Origin of the sequence: Actinoplanes sp. NPDC049316 (assembly GCF_040677315.1) — a bacterium.
Lineage (GTDB): Bacteria > Actinomycetota > Actinomycetes > Mycobacteriales > Micromonosporaceae > Actinoplanes.
The window spans coordinates 11939-25957 of record NZ_JBFAQM010000017.1; the positions used below are offsets into that span (position 1 = coordinate 11939).

The 14019-nt window shown below is 72.0% G+C and carries 13 protein-coding genes and 2 pseudogenes; 9 read left to right on the forward strand and 6 right to left on the reverse strand.

The window, feature by feature from the left end:
- Positions 1-16: 16 nt before the first annotated feature.
- The 3 genes from AB0K03_RS24140 to AB0K03_RS24150 all read right to left on the reverse strand — a co-directional run bounded on the left by AB0K03_RS24140 (position 17) and on the right by AB0K03_RS24150 (position 4567).
- A complete protein-coding gene (locus tag AB0K03_RS24140; protein WP_364688458.1) occupies positions 17-604 on the reverse strand; it encodes an isochorismatase family protein in 588 nt (195 codons plus the stop codon).
- 25 nt (positions 605-629) lie between these two features.
- Entirely contained in the window at positions 630-1913 is a 1284-nt protein-coding gene (locus AB0K03_RS24145) for a nicotinate phosphoribosyltransferase (RefSeq protein WP_364688460.1), read from the reverse strand.
- A 68-nt stretch (positions 1914-1981) separates the two neighbouring features.
- Positions 1982-4567, reverse strand: a complete 2586-nt coding sequence (locus AB0K03_RS24150; protein ID WP_364688462.1) for a LuxR C-terminal-related transcriptional regulator — start codon at positions 4565-4567, stop codon at positions 1982-1984.
- A 381-nt stretch (positions 4568-4948) separates the two neighbouring features.
- Here AB0K03_RS24150 and clpS point away from each other — a divergent pair, with 381 nt between their 5' ends.
- Together clpS and AB0K03_RS24160 are read left to right on the forward strand one after the other, a co-directional pair.
- Entirely contained in the window at positions 4949-5239 is a 291-nt protein-coding gene (clpS, locus tag AB0K03_RS24155; protein WP_364688464.1) for an ATP-dependent Clp protease adapter ClpS, read from the forward strand.
- 40 nt (positions 5240-5279) lie between these two features.
- Positions 5280-5780, forward strand: a complete 501-nt coding sequence (locus tag AB0K03_RS24160; protein WP_364688466.1) for a DUF2017 domain-containing protein — start codon at positions 5280-5282, stop codon at positions 5778-5780.
- A gap of 58 nt (positions 5781-5838) precedes the next feature.
- Here AB0K03_RS24160 and AB0K03_RS24165 read toward each other — a convergent pair whose 3' ends face one another.
- Positions 5839-6705, reverse strand: a complete 867-nt coding sequence (locus AB0K03_RS24165; RefSeq protein ID WP_364688468.1) for an aldo/keto reductase — start codon at positions 6703-6705, stop codon at positions 5839-5841.
- A 364-nt stretch (positions 6706-7069) separates the two neighbouring features.
- Here AB0K03_RS24165 and AB0K03_RS24170 point away from each other — a divergent pair.
- The 3 genes and pseudogenes from AB0K03_RS24170 (at position 7070) to AB0K03_RS24180 (ending at position 9037) form a co-directional block, all read left to right on the forward strand.
- A pseudogene (locus AB0K03_RS24170) lies at positions 7070-7572 on the forward strand (M67 family metallopeptidase).
- Between the two features lie 63 nt (positions 7573-7635).
- Positions 7636-7935 (forward strand): annotated as a pseudogene (locus AB0K03_RS24175) (MoaD/ThiS family protein); the annotation flags it as partial.
- Between the two features lie 136 nt (positions 7936-8071).
- The gene (locus tag AB0K03_RS24180; RefSeq protein WP_364688470.1) at positions 8072-9037 is read left to right on the forward strand and encodes a cysteine synthase; all 966 of its coding nucleotides are present in this window, start codon (positions 8072-8074) and stop codon (positions 9035-9037) included.
- A gap of 229 nt (positions 9038-9266) precedes the next feature.
- Here AB0K03_RS24180 and AB0K03_RS24185 read toward each other — a convergent pair whose 3' ends face one another.
- Entirely contained in the window at positions 9267-9689 is a 423-nt protein-coding gene (locus tag AB0K03_RS24185; RefSeq protein WP_364688472.1) for a hypothetical protein, read from the reverse strand.
- Between the two features lie 259 nt (positions 9690-9948).
- Here AB0K03_RS24185 and AB0K03_RS24190 point away from each other — a divergent pair, with 259 nt between their 5' ends.
- The 4 genes from AB0K03_RS24190 (at position 9949) to rdgB (ending at position 13780) form a co-directional block, all read left to right on the forward strand.
- Positions 9949-10695 carry an MBL fold metallo-hydrolase gene (locus AB0K03_RS24190; protein WP_364688474.1) on the forward strand — a complete coding sequence of 249 codons (747 nt, stop codon included), beginning with the start codon at positions 9949-9951 and terminating at the stop codon, positions 10693-10695.
- A 266-nt stretch (positions 10696-10961) separates the two neighbouring features.
- Positions 10962-12179, forward strand: coding sequence for a glycosyltransferase (locus tag AB0K03_RS24195; RefSeq protein WP_364688820.1), 1218 nt, complete (start codon positions 10962-10964; stop codon positions 12177-12179).
- 261 nt (positions 12180-12440) lie between these two features.
- Positions 12441-13169, forward strand: a complete 729-nt coding sequence (gene rph, locus AB0K03_RS24200; RefSeq protein WP_364688476.1) for a ribonuclease PH — start codon at positions 12441-12443, stop codon at positions 13167-13169.
- Positions 13166-13780, forward strand: coding sequence for an RdgB/HAM1 family non-canonical purine NTP pyrophosphatase (rdgB, locus tag AB0K03_RS24205; protein ID WP_364688478.1), 615 nt, complete (start codon positions 13166-13168; stop codon positions 13778-13780). Before rph ends, rdgB begins: the two co-directional genes overlap by 4 nt.
- 14 nt (positions 13781-13794) lie before the next feature.
- On the opposite strand, the gene AB0K03_RS24210 is transcribed toward rdgB, so the two are convergent.
- Positions 13795-14004 (reverse strand): hypothetical protein, encoded by a 210-nt coding sequence (locus tag AB0K03_RS24210; RefSeq protein WP_364688480.1) that lies wholly within the window; start codon positions 14002-14004, stop codon positions 13795-13797.
- Positions 14005-14019: the final 15 nt, after the last annotated feature.

The window sequence follows — 14019 nt, forward strand, 5'->3', positions numbered from 1 at the left end:
GCCCGCGGATGCCCGGTCAGCCGGCGAGGACGACCGGCGTCCCGGTCGTCGTGACCGCCGCCTCCTCGAACTGCCGCAACGCCGCCGCGGTCGTCGCCTCCGCGACCCCGGCCGTCATCCCGAGCAGCACGGTCGTCTCGAAGCCCGCCTTGCGCGCGTCCAGGGCCGTCGCGCGGACGCAGTGGTCGGTCGCGATGCCCACCACGTCGACCTCGGTGACGTCGCGGGCGCGCAACCAGTCCGCGAGGTGTTCGCCCGCGTCGGTGTGGCCTTCGAAGCCCGAGTACGCCGCCGCGTGCTCGCCCTTGTGGAACACGGCCTCCACCCGGTCGGTGGCCAGGTCGGGGTGGAAGTCGGAGCCGGGGGTGCCGACCACGCAGTGGGCCGGCCAGGAGTCCACGAAGTCGGGGTGTGCGCTGAAGTGCGCGCCCGGGTCGATGTGGTAGTCCTTCGTCGCCACGACGTGGTCCCAGCGGCGGCCGGGGTCCGCGGCGGTGAGCGCCGAGGAGATGGCCGCCGCCACGCCCGCGCCGCCCTGGACGGCCAGCGAGCCGCCCTCGCAGAAGTCGTTCTGCACGTCGACGATGATCAAGGCTCGAGTCACGAGGACCTCCGATTTTCTCAGGGACTCAGCTGTGGACCACGGTGACCGGGATCGCCGGGTCACCGGCCGACAGCTTCAGACCCTCCCACGGGATGGAGATCAAGCACTGCCGGAGGTGGTCGCGGGACTCCTGCAGCGTCGGCAGGTCGGCGATCTCGCCGCCCGCCACGAACGAACGCTGCAGCAGCCGGTCGTTGGCCTGGTGGTCCGGCACGCCCTGGGAGACGATGATCTCCTCGGTGGCCGTACCCGTCGGCTTGTGGCGCCGGATCGCCGTCTTGCGGCCGCCGACCGTCGCCTTGTTCTCCGAGCGCTTGACCACCGGGCGGCCCTCGACCTCGACGAGCTTGTAGACCAGGCCGGCCGTCGGTGCGCCCGAGCCGGTCACCACCGCGGTGCCGGCGCCGTACATGTCGACCGGTTCCGCGGCGAGGGTGGCGATGGCGTACTCGTCCATGTCGCCGGAGACGACGATCTTGGTCTCCGTGGCGCCCAGCGAGTCGAGCAACTCGCGGGAGTGCTGGGCCAGCACCGACAGGTCGCCCGAGTCGATGCGGACGGCGCGCAGGTCGGGGCCCGCGACCGCGATGGCGTTGCGGATGCCCTGCGCGATGTCGTACGTGTCCACCAGCAGCGTCGTGTTCTTGCCCAGCGCCGCCACCTGGGAGGCGAACGCGGCGCTCTCGTCGTCGTGGAGCAGGGTGAACGCGTGCGCGGACGTACCCGTGGTCGGGATGCCGTAGCGGCCGCCGGCCGCGAGGTTGGACGTCGAGGCGAAGCCCGCCAGGTAGGCCGCGCGCGCCGCGGCCACGGCGCTCTCCTCATGGGTACGGCGGGAGCCCATCTCGATGATCGGCCGGCCGCGGGCGGCGGTGACCATACGGGCCGCCGCGGAGGCGATCGCGCTGTCGTGGTTGAGCACCGACAGGATGAGCGTCTCCAGCACCACGCACTCCGCGAAGCTGCCGGACACGGTCAGGATCGGCGAGCCGGGGAAGAACAGCTCGCCCTCGGCGTACCCGTCGATGTCGCCGGTGAACCGGTAGTCCGCCAGCCAGGCGGCCGTCGTCTCGTCGACGATGCCGGCCTTCCGCAGGAAGGCCACGTCCTCGTCCCGGAAGCAGAAGTCGCGGATCAGCTCGATGAGCCGGCCCTGGCCGGCGGCGACGCCGTAGCGGCGGCCGGAGGGCAGCCTCCGGGCGAAGACCTCGAACACGCTGCGGCGCTCGGCCGTGCCGTCCTTCAGGGCGGCACTGACCATGGTCAGCTCGTAGTGGTCGGTCAGCAGCGCGGGTGCGAAGTGGTTCACAGGTCGCCTCCTCGGCCACGGCCGGCGGAACGCGAGCGGAACTCGGTGCAGTCAGTCACGCGACCACCCTATTGCGGCAGGAGCCGCAGCGCCGGAGCTAGCTCGGACCGGCCGTTCACCCCCAGCTTCGTGTAGACGCGCTGTAGGTGGTTTTCCACGGTCCGTGGGGACAAGAAGAGCCGGTCGGCGATCTCGCGGCTGCGGACGCCGCCGGCCGCCAGTTCGGCGACCTGCCTTTCGCGTACGGTCAGCGACGGCTGGACCGCGCGCAGAGCGGGCGTACGCAGCACGTCGCAGCGCGCCAGGATGTCGGCGAGCAGGGTGCTGGCCGGCAGCGCGCGGGCGTCCCGGGCCGTGCGGAAGATCCGTACGGCGGTCGCGGCGGCTTCCGCGGCGAACACCTGGTAGCCGAGCAGCGTGAACTCCCGGGCCACCGCCAAGTGCTCCTCCCCGTCGGCTCCCGCGCGGGCGTGCCGGGCGAACAGCGGCGTGACCCGGCCGCCGACCGTTTCGGCGAGGTCGGTGATGCGTTCGACGGCCAGGTCCGCACGGCCCAGCCGGACCATGTCGTACAACAGGAGCAACTCGTGGGCGTGGAAGCCGTCGGCCCGCGCCCGGACCACGGTCTCCGACAGCACGCGTATGGCGGCAGCCATCTCGCCCGCACACGCGTGGGTCCAGGCGCGCGCCTGTTCGCGCCATGGGTAGTACAGCTTGAGGGTTCCCTCGCGAGCGCCCTCGGCGATCTCCAGCGACGCCGTGGCCAGGGCGACGTCACCGCGCATCGCCGCGATCTTCGCGCGCCCGAAGTGGGCGCCGCCGTCGTAGAGACGCGCCGAGGAGAGTGCGGCGCAGGCCTGTTCCGACGCGCGCAGAGCGTCGCCCGTACGGCCGCGCAGCAGACTCACCGACGCCTGCAGCATGGAGATCCACCCCGAGCCGAAGCCGAATCCGCCGGCCAGGGCCAGGTCGGCGAACTCGGCGGCCAGAATGCGGTCGATCGCCGGCAGGTCGTGCGCGAGGCTCACCAGCGTTCCCTGCGTCGTCTGGAAGGCGAACTGCAGCGTGGGAGTGTCGCGCCGCCAGGAGCGGGTTTCGGCCTCGACCACGGTGAGCAGCTTTCGGCTGCCCTCGAAATCACCGTCGACCGCTCGCAGGAACGCCGTCACGCACTGCGCCAGCGCCCGGGCGGGCGGGGCCGCGGCCGGCTCGTCGGCCACGGCCGCCGTCAGGGCGCGAGCCCGCGGCAGATGGTTGAGCTGCAGCCGGATGAACGACTCCAGCGCCCGTATGCGGGCCACATCGGCCGGGTCCGTCAGCTCGACGGCGGCCAGCGTGTCGGCCGCCCGGACGTCGCCGAGCCCGAAGAACTCGACCGTCGCCCGCGCCGCGATGTATCGGGCGTCCCGCTCCGGCGCCTCGTCGAGGACCGCGAGGGCCTGCAGCGGCTCGTCGAGGAACAGCAGCACGGTGGCGAGCAGCTCGATGGCCGGATACCCGGCGCCGGCGTCCCGGGCGGCCGCGGCGAGCCGGCGCGCGAGCATCATGTCGAACTTCCCGAACGCCTGGGTGGCCGCCCCGAACAGTAGGCCGCTGTCCTGGGCCGTACCGGAGTCGAGCCGCCAGACCGCCACCCGCAGCAGGTCGTCGCGGCGCCGGGCGCCGGCCTCCTCGACGAGGTCGGCCAGCGTCGCGAGCAGCCGGCGCGCCCGGGTCACCGGGCACCGGCGCCGCACCACCTCGCCGTAGAGCGGGTGCCCCAGGCGCACGTCCCGGCGGCGCTCGTCCTCGACGACCCGGATCAGGCCGCGCTCCTCGGCCTCCTCCACGGCCGCCGGGTCGGCGGCGCGCAGCAGCAGCGGCAGCCCGATCGGCTCGCCGAAGGAGACCAGCTCCAGCACGTCCCGCACCCCGCCGGTCAGGCGCCCGACGCGCGCGTCCACGAGCTCGGCGAGGCTGGGCGCCAGCGCCAGGCGGCCGGTCCAGCGCCAGAAACCGTACGCCTGGACCAGCTCGCCCCCGCTCACCGCGGCCATCACGAGCTCCCGCAGCAACAGCGGGTTGCCGCCGCCCAGGCGGCTCAGGCGCTGCGCCGAACCGGCCTCGACCGGCCCGCCGACCAGCGTCGTGAGCAGCGCGCGGGACTCCTCGAGCGTGAGCGGGGCGAGCTCGGCATGACTCACCAGGCCCTCGGTCCACAGTGCGCTGACCGGCGGCGGCACCGGCTCGGAGGTGCGCAAGGTGCCGAGCAGCGTGGCGTCCTCGCGCACGAGCAGGTGGGCCAGCGCGGCGGAGGGCGGGTCGAGCAGATGGGCGTCGTCGACGGCGAGCACGATGGGCCGCCCGTCCGCGACCGCGCGGAGACTGTCCACGGCCCAGCGGATGAGTCCGGCGGGGGAAAGCCCGGCGGGCGGATCCGCCGGCAAGATCTGCGCCAGCCCGCCGAACGGCAATCCGGAACTCGCGATGTTGGCCGACGCGCGAAATACCGCCCATCTGTCGGCCGGAAGTGCGCTCACCGCCTCCCGCAGCAAACGGCTCTTGCCGATGCCGGCCACGCCGCTGAGAATCAGACCGCGCTCGGTTTCGCTGGTCGCGACCGTCTGGAGGCGGGACAACTCGGCGGAACGCCCGATGAAATCCCAGTGCTCCACGGACCCAGCATATCGAGATTCGTCATCGTTGAATCACCGCCTGTACCCCCTTGGGGAATGAGTATCCGAGGATCAAACGGTGAGTAATCCGACACCTGTTATGGCACCCGTGCCGCCCATTACGGTTCGGCGGTGCCGGCGCGACGTGCCCGGGCCCTGCCTGGCGGGGCGGGCCCGGGCGCCTGCCGGCCCTCCGCGCCCTCCGGGCCTTCCCGCAGGCGTCCCCGGGGGGTCTTCTCGCACGCGCGCCCTCCGGGGCCTTCTCGCAGGCGGCTGACCGGCGTGATCCCAGCGCTCCGACGACGTTCGACGCGGGTTCGTGATCGCGTCTTCCCCCGGCGGCCCGTCCCGTGCCCGGATCGGCGTGGCACGATGGGGGGCATGGCGATGCCTCAGGTCGCTCCTGTCGAGACGCCGCAGATCGAGGAGGTACCGGCTGATGACCGGCCGTGGGTGACGATCGTCTGGGACGATCCCGTCAACCTCATGTCGTACGTGACATGGGTGTTCCAGAAGCTCTTCGGCTACAGCCGCGACAAGGCCGAGCAGCTCATGCTCGACGTGCACAACAAGGGCAAAGCTGTGGTGTCGACCGGCGCGCGGGAGCGGATGGAGATGGACGCCTCCCAGCTTCATGGCTACGGTCTGTGGGCGACGGTGGACCGCGCGTGAATTGTCAGCTTCAGATCGATACTGGGCGGGTGATCGACTGATGTTCCGGCGCAACGGCAACCAATGTGTGGCCACGTTCGCCGTGGACGAGGTACGGGTGCTGCGCAAGGTGGCCGGCGAGGTCGTCGGGCTGCTCATGGACGGCTTCGACCACACCGACCCCGTCGTGACGCGGCTCTTCCCGGACATCTACCCCGACCGGCCGGACGACTCGGCCGAGTTCCGCCTGTACACCGAGGGCGACCTGAAGACGGGCAAGATCGACCAGGCCGGCGCGATCCTCGCGGCGCTGCCCGACGACGGCCCGGGCGAGGTACGCCTCGACGGCGAGGAGGCCGAGGCCTGGCTGCGGGCGATCAACGACGCCCGGCTGGCCATGGCGACCCGGCTCGACATCCGGCCGGACACCGACCTCGGCGATGAGCTCGACGAAGCCGTCATCCACGATCCCGGTTCGAGCCGGGTCTTCCAGCTCTCGGTGTACGCGTACCTGGGGTATCTGCAAGAGTCGCTGCTCAACGCGCTGCCGGAGATCGAGTAGCGGTTCGCGTCCCCGCCGCCGGCGGTGTGTCGCTTCCGCCGGCGGCGTCTCGTGGGACTCAGCTGCCGGCCGCGTCCAGCTCACGCAGCTCGGCGTCGTCGAGCACCAGCTCCGGCGCCTGCGCCGAGTCGGTGATCGACTCCGGCCGGCTCGCGCCGGGGATCGGGATGACCACCGGGCTCTTCGCCAGCATCCACGCCAGTGTGACGCGCTGCGGGCTCACGCCGTGCGCCTCAGCCACCCGGCCGAACGCGCCGAAGCGCTCACCGAGCTCGCTCGCCCGGGTGATGCCGCCCAGCGGCGACCAGGGCAGGAAGGCGATTCCCAGCTCGTCGCAGAGCCGCAGCTCCTCCTCCGACGAACGGAACGCGGGCGAGAACTGGTTCTGCACCGACACCAGCCGGCCGCCGAGGATCTCCTGCGCCTGCCGGATCTGCTCGACGTTCGCGTTCGAGATGCCGGCCATCCGGATCTTGCCCTCGTCGAGTAGGTCGCGGATCGCGCCGACGGACTCCGCGTACGGGACGTCCGGGTCCGGGCGGTGGAACTGGTAGAGGCCGATCGCCTCGACCCCGAGCCGCTTGAGCGACGCCTCGGCCGCCTCCCGCAGGTGCGCGGGAGAACCGTCGAGGGTCCACGAGCCGTCCCCCGGGCGCAGGTGCCCGCCCTTGGTGGCGACCAGAACCCCGGAGGTGTCGCCGCCCCAGCCCGACAGGGCCTGGGCGATCAGGGTCTCGTTGTGCCCCACCTCGTCGGCGTGCAGGTGGTACGCGTCCGCGGTGTCGATCAGCGTCACGCCGGCATCCAGGGCGGCGTGGATGGTGCGGATCGACCGGTCGGTGTCGGGGCGCCCCTCGATGGACATCGGCATGCCGCCGAGCCCGATGGCGCCCACCTGGGTGTCTCCGATTGTTCGCTGCTTCATGCACCCGGACTACCCGCCACCGTGCCGGATACGCCCCGCCGCCCGGCGTGACGTCGGTCGCCCGTACGGCGTCGTCGTGGCCGGCCTGTCACCTGGCGGCGCTTGGCGGCGCTTGGCGGCGCTTTGCAGGGGCCGGCGTGGCCCTGGGTGCTGCCTCGGGTGCGCTTTCGCGGGCCGCGCCGGCCGCTGGCTGCGCTTTCGCGGGCCGCGCCGGCCGCTGGCTGCGCTTTCGCGGGCCGCGCCGGCCGCTGGCTGCGCCTTCGGGGGTCGCGCCGGCCGCCGGCGGCCGCGCCGGCTTCTTCCCGGATCGCGCGTGAGGACTGCCACGCCCGCCTCGCGCCCGGGTGAAGGTAATGTGAAGCACGTGCTGACCATCGACAGCGCGATCATCGAAGCGATCGTCGCCCACGCCCGCCGGGACCACCCCGACGAGGCCTGCGGCGTGGTCGCCGGCCCGATCGGCAGCGACCTGCCGACGCGGCACATCGCCATGGACAACGCGGCGCGGTCGATGACGTTCTACGAGTTCGACTCGATGGAGCAGCTGCGGGTCTGGCGCGAGATGGACGACAACGACGAGGAACCGGTCGTCATCTACCACTCGCACACCGCGACCGAGGCTTATCCGTCCCGCACGGACATCTCGTTCGCCGGTGAGCCGGGCGCGCATTACCTGCTCGTCTCGACCCGTGAGCCGGATTCCGAGGAAATCCGATCGTTCCGTATCGTGGACGGTGTGGTGACCGAGGAAGAGGTCAACATCGTGGATGCGACGGTGGACGCGTGAGTATGAGTGTGGACGGGCACGCCGTCCAGTCGTACATGTTCGGGCAGAGCCCCGCGTCGGTCTATTACGAGTGTCGCTGAGCGGCACTCCCGGACCCGCACCCGAACGTTTCTCGACACACTCTTTCTAGGAGCATTCCAGTCATGGCTATCGAAGTTCGCGTCCCGACCATCCTGCGCAGCTACACCGGCGGCGCGAAGATCGTCGAGGGCTCCGGCGACACGCTGTCCGGCCTGATCGACGACCTGGACGCCAAGCACTCGGGCCTCAAGGGCCGGCTGATCACCCCCGAGGGTGGCCTGCACCGGTTCGTCAACATCTACGTGAACGACGAGGACGTCCGCTTCCTCGGCGCGCTCGACGCCAAGCTCAGCGACGGCGACTCGATCACCATCCTTCCGGCCGTGGCCGGTGGCGCGCTCGGCTTCGCGGCGGCGGCGGCCCTGCTCGGCCGCTCGGGCGTCGCGCCGGCCTTGTCCGGCCGCTCCGGCGTCGCGCCGGCCGTGTCCGGCTTCGCCGCGCCGGTCGCGCTCGGCCACTCGGGCGCTGTCACTGGCTCCACCGAAGGCGAGTAATCTGATGGCTCGCTACGAGAGCCTTCTGGACGCCTGCGGAGGCACGCCGCTCGTCGGTCTGCCCCGGCTGTCACCGACGGTGCCCGAGGGGGCGCCGCCGGTGCGGCTCTGGGCCAAGCTCGAGGACCGCAACCCGACGGGCAGCATCAAGGACCGCCCGGCGCTGTTCATGGTGCGCGAGGCGGAGGAGTCCGGCCGCCTCCGTCCCGGCGACACGATCCTGGAGCCGACCAGCGGCAACACCGGCATCTCCCTGGCGATGGTCGCGAAGCTGCGCGGCTACCGGCTGGTCTGCGTGATGCCGGAGAACGTCTCCGCGGAACGCGTCCAGCTGCTGCGCATGTACGGCGCCGAGATCATCTTCTCGCCGGCGGCGGGCGGCTCCAACCAGGCCGTCGCGGTGGCGAAGCAGATCGCGTCGGAGCACCCCGACTGGGTCATGCTCTTCCAGTACGGCAACCCCGCCAACGCCCGCGCCCACTACGAGACGACAGGCCCGGAGCTCCTGCACGACCTGCCCACGATCACCCACTTCGTGGCGGGCCTCGGGACCACGGGCACGCTCATGGGTACGGGCCGTTACCTGCGCGAGAAGGTGGAAGGCATCCAGATCGTCGCGGCGGAACCCCGCTATGGCGAACTGGTGTACGGCCTCCGCAACATCGACGAGGGCTACGTCCCCGAACTGTACGACGCGACGGTCCTGAACCGCCGCTTCTCGGTGGGCACCCGCGACGCGGTCCTGCGTACCCGTCAGCTCGTCGAGGTGGAAGGCATCTTCGCGGGCTTCTCGACCGGAGCGATCCTGCACGCGGCTCTCGCGGTGGCCCACGAGGCGGTCAAGGCAGGCCGGCGCGCGGACGTGGCCTTCGTGGTCTGCGACGGCGGCTGGAAATACCTCTCGACCGGCGCGTACGGCGGCACCCTCGCGGACGCCGAGGACGCGCTCGAGGGACAGCTCTGGGCCTGACCGGGATTCCGGGCGGCCGGAGCCGCCCGGACCCCCGGCGCCTTGCCCGCGTTGGCGGGTCATCTGCGTCGGCGGGCCACCTGCGTCCCGTCACCCGCGTTGGCGGGTCATCTGCGTCGGCGGGCCACCTGCGTCCCGTCACCCGCGTTGGCGGGTCATCTGCGTCGGCGGGCCACCTGCGTCCCGCCACCCGCGTTGGCGGGTCATCTGCGTCGGCGACGGCGGACCGTCAGTAGGCGACCGCGAGCATGATGTCCGCGGTCAGCGGCACGGCCGCGGCCAGCAGCAGGAGCCACGGCAGGACCCGCCGGTGGATGGACAGGAACGCCCCCACCGACAGTGCCACGCTCACCATGCCGAGGAACGCGAGCACCCACGTGTACCAGCCGGGCACGCCGCCGCCGATCTGGGACACCAGCCCGCGGACGCCGATGCCGACCCCGGCCAGGCCCAGGACCGCCGCGTAGATCGACATGCCGAGCAGGCGGCGGGCGCCGGGGGCGGGGTCGTCGGCCGCAGGGAAGCGGAACAGGACCTCTTCCCCGGCGGGTTCCGTGCCCGCGGGGCCCGTGGGTTCCCAGCCGAACGGCACGACTTCCGGGGCCGTCACCTCGCGTGTGCGTACCTGTTTCTGAACCTCGGTCGTCGTCACTTTCGCTCCTCCGATTTGCCCGGTGTCGTCCCTTCACCGTGTGCAACGGGAGCGACTCACAAGGCGTAACGCGACCGAAAATGACCCAGCTCACGGCCGGTGTGACATACGTTGTCGATTTAGCGACAAATCGATCAGACGTTTACGTGACGCGCTGGTCCCGGCGTAGGCTGCGCAGCGTGATTGACTGGTCTGCATTCCCAGCCGAGGGGCGGGCGGTGGGGACGTGGACGACCGAGCGTGAACCAGAGGGACCCGCATGCGACTGACCGTTCTCGGCTGTGCCGGCAGTTTCCCCGGCCCCGAGTCGGCCTGTTCCGCCTACCTCGTGGAGGCCGACGGCTTCCGGCTGCTGATCGACTTCGGCTCCGGCTCCCTGTCCGCCCTCCAGCGGTACGCGGGCATCGACGCCGTCGACGCGATCCTCCTCACTCACCTCCACTGCGACCACATGCTCGACGCCTGCACGTACGTGGTGGTCCGCCGTTACGCCCCCGGCGGCCCGATGCCGCCGCTGCCCGTCTACGCGCCCATGGGCGCCGCCGAGCGCATCTCCGCCGCGTACAGCGCGGAGAACGAGCCGGTCGACGACGTCTACACGTTCTACGGCCTGCAGCCGGGCACGTTTCCCATCGGCCCGTTCACGGTCACCGCCGACCGGGTCAACCATCCGATCGAGACGTACGGCGTCCGCGTGGAGCACGACGGCCGTGTCCTGGCGTACTCGTCGGACACCGCGCCCTGCGAACCGCTGCTGCGCCTGGCGCAGGACGCCGACCTGTTCCTGTGCGAGGCCAGCTACCTCGACGGCGTGGCCAACCCGCCCGACCTGCACCTCACCGGTCGCGAGGCGGGCGAGGCGGCCACCAAGGCCGACGTCGGCCGCCTGCTGCTGACCCATCTGGTTCCCGCCTGGGGCTCGGAAGCCTCTACTGTGGAGGCCGCCTGCGCCGCGTACGCGGGTCCGGTGGAGGTGGTTCGCCCGGGTGCCCGCTACGATCTCTGAGCTTGCCGAGGGGACGGCACGAGCGCACCATCGGAATCGATTGTGACCTTGGAAGGCCCTGCATGACCGATTGCACCGAACTGCGCTTTCCGTCGGCGGGCAACGGCCGTGCCGGTGAGGGCCAGGAGGGCATGCCCAGCAGACTCGGTATGACCGACTGCACCGAACTGCGCTTTCCGTCGGCGGGCAATGGCCGTGCCGGTGAGGGCCAGGAGGGCATGCCCAGCAGACTCGGCATGACCGGTCGATCAGTGGGCGGGCGTGGACTGCGCATCGTCCGACTGGCGAACTTCGTCTCACCTCGCTCCGGCGGCCTGCGTACCGCGCTGCGCCACCTCGGTGAGGGCTATCTGAGGGCAGGTCACGAGCCCATCCTCATCGTGCCGGGCCGGGAGCGCTCCGACGAGATGACCGAGCAGGGCCGCGTGATCACGCTGCCGGGTCACCACCTGCCGCGTACGGGCGGTTACCGCGTGCTCGCCGGCCGCCGCGAGCTGACCCGGCTGCTGGACGATCTCGCCCCCGACCGCATCGAGGTCTCCGACCGGTCCACGTTGCGCTGGACGGGCCGCTGGGCGCGCGAGCGCGGCGTCGGGTCGATGATGGTGTCCCACGAGAGCCTGGCCGGCCTGCTCGGCGTCTGGGGCATGCCGCACCGGGACTCGCTCGCCGACCGGCTGAACCGGCGCACGGCGGAGACCTTCGACCAGATCGTCTGCACCACCGCCTTCGCCGCGGCCGAGTTCCGCCGCCTCGGCGTGCCCAACCTCGTGGAGATCCCGCTCGGGGTCAACCTGCGCCAGTTCCACCCCAGCCGCCGGGATCCGGGGCTGCGCGAGCAGTACGCCCGCCCGGACGAGCTGCTCGTCGTCTACTGCAGCCGGCTGTCCGCGGACAAGCGGCCGGAGCTGGCCGTCGACACGATCGCCGCGCTGCGGGCCGCGAAGGCTCCCGCCGTGCTGGTCATGGCCGGCGACGGCGCCCGCCGGGCCGCCCTCGCCTACCGCTCGGCGCGGCTGCCGGTGCGCTTCGCCGGTCACATCACCGACCGTGACGCCGTCGCCGCGCTGCTCGCCACCGCGGACGTCGCCGTCGCGCCCGGCCCGGTGGAGACGTTCGGCCTGGCCGCCCTGGAGGCTCTCGCCTGCGGTACGCCGGTGGTCGTCAACGCCGCCAGCGCGCTCCCCGAGGTCGTCGGCGAGGCGGGGGTGGCCGTGCCCGGGACTCCGGAGGCCTTCGCGGAGGGCGTACGCGTCCTCATGGAGCGTCCGGAGCATGCTCGCCGAGCCGCCGCACGGGCCCGGGCCGAACTGTTCGGCTGGCCGCAGGCCGTCGAGGGGTTCCTGCGGGCGCACGGAGCGCAGACGGCGCTGCGACCGCCGACCGTCATGGCTCGGCAGAGCGCGCGGGCCCTGCGCCCGGCGGTGCCGGCCTCGGTGGCGACCTCCACGGTCTGGGCCGCCGCTTCGTCGGATCATCTCTGACCTCCTTCCTCGCGGGTCGAAGCATGGCAGCCCGTCCATGATCGAAACGGGGTTGTCCACAGAAGCCGGACCGGGCTGTCGCGCCGGCGGCCCCGGCCGCGCGGCCAGGTGGGGGCGTTGTCCACAGAGCGGCGCTCTGGCCACGCGACCAGGTGGGCGTTGTCCACAGAGCGGCGCCCCGGCCGTCGCGGCCCCAGCCGTTGTCCACAGGCCCGGCACCCGGCGGCGCGAAGTCGTCACCGTCCGCCTAGGCTCTTGGCCATGGCACGCCCCGACGGCCGAGAGCCGGATCAACTCCGTCCTGTGACCCTCACCCGCCGGTGGAGCATCCACCCGGAGGGTTCGGTGCTGGTCGAGTTCGGCAACACCCGCGTCCTGTGCACGGCCAGCGTCACCGAGGGCGTTCCGCGCTGGCGCAAGGGCTCCGGCCTGGGCTGGGTCACCGCCGAATACGCGATGCTGCCGCGCGCCACGAACACCCGCGGCGACCGGGAGAGCGTCAAGGGCAAGGTCGGCGGCCGCACCCAGGAGATCTCCCGCCTGATCGGGCGCAGCCTGCGCGCGTGCATCGACCTCAAGGCGCTCGGCGAGAACTCGATCGTGCTGGACTGCGACGTCCTGCAGGCCGACGGCGGCACCCGCACCGCGGCGATCACGGGGGCCTACGTGGCCCTCCACGACGCGGTCACCTGGCTCGCCGACCGCAAGTCGCTGTCGGGCAAGCCGGCGTCGGTGCTGCACCGCTCGATCCAGGCGGTCAGCGTCGGCATCATCGCCGGGGAGGCCCGGCTCGACCTCATGTACGAGGAGGACGTCGCGGCCGAGGTCGACATGAACGTGGTGTGCACCGGCGACGGCGACTTCGTCGAGGTTCAGGGCACCGGCGAGGCCAACGTGTTCCGCCGCGACCAGCTCGACGCCCTGCTCGACCTCGGTGTCCTGGGCTGTGCGGAGCTCGCCGCCGCCCAGCAGAAGGCCCTCGCGTCGTGACCGCCCGCCTGCTGCTGGCCACGGCCAACAAGAAGAAGCTCCTCGAGCTGCAGCGCATCCTCGACCTCGCGCTGGGCGTGGGCAGGACCGAGCTCGTCGGCCTCGACGACTTCCCCGGCTATCCGGACGTTCCGGAGACCGGCCTGACCTTCGGCGAGAACGCGCTCATCAAGGCCCGGGAGGGGGCGTCGCGCACCGGTCTGCCCACGGTCGCCGACGACTCCGGCCTCGCCGTGGACGCCCTCAACGGCATGCCCGGCGTCTTCAGCGCTCGCTGGTCCGGCCGGCACGGCAACGACCAGGCGAACCTGGACCTCGTCCTGGACCAGATCGGTGACGTGGCGGACGAGCACCGCGGCGGCGCGTTCGTGTGTGCGGCGGCGCTGGTCCTGCCCAACGGCCGGGAACACCTCGTCGAGGGCCGCCAGACCGGGCGCATCCTGCGCGCCCGCCGCGGCACGGGCGGCTTCGGGTACGACCCGATCTTCCTCGGCGACGACCAGGACCGGACCAACGCGGAGCTGAGCCCGGAGGAGAAGGACGCGATCAGCCACCGGGGGAAGGCGTTCCGGGAGCTGGCGAAGGTGATCGCCAAGGAACTGCCCCGCTAGCGGATCGGAGCACCTCACTTGTCCGGCGGTGGGCGGGTGAGCCCGGTCAGGTGGACGGCGAGCTGGTCGATGAGGCGGGGGACGTCGTAGCCCTCACGCATGCCCGTGGACCGGGCGGCCTCGCGCAGGAAGTCGGTCAGGGCGCGGTAGACGGCGGCTTTGATGATGGCGTACTGCACCCAGAGACCGAATGCCACCAGGAGCAGCATCACCCAGCCGTCCATGTCGTCCCCCCTCGC

What these genes read in the sequence shown, in the direction of transcription:
- clpS (WP_364688464.1), top strand. Translation starts at nt 4,949, where the DNA reads ATGGCGATGCCTCAGGTCGCTCCTGTCGAGACGCCGCAGATCGAGGAG.
- AB0K03_RS24165 (WP_364688468.1), bottom strand. Translation starts at nt 6,705, where the DNA reads ATGAAGCAGCGAACAATCGGAGACACCCAGGTGGGCGCCATCGGGCTC.
- AB0K03_RS24210 (WP_364688480.1), bottom strand. Translation starts at nt 14,004, where the DNA reads ATGGACGGCTGGGTGATGCTGCTCCTGGTGGCATTCGGTCTCTGGGTG.
- AB0K03_RS24180 (WP_364688470.1), top strand. Translation starts at nt 8,072, where the DNA reads ATGGCTCGCTACGAGAGCCTTCTGGACGCCTGCGGAGGCACGCCGCTC.
- rph (WP_364688476.1), top strand. Translation starts at nt 12,441, where the DNA reads ATGGCACGCCCCGACGGCCGAGAGCCGGATCAACTCCGTCCTGTGACC.
- AB0K03_RS24160 (WP_364688466.1), top strand. Translation starts at nt 5,280, where the DNA reads ATGTTCCGGCGCAACGGCAACCAATGTGTGGCCACGTTCGCCGTGGAC.
- AB0K03_RS24190 (WP_364688474.1), top strand. Translation starts at nt 9,949, where the DNA reads ATGCGACTGACCGTTCTCGGCTGTGCCGGCAGTTTCCCCGGCCCCGAG.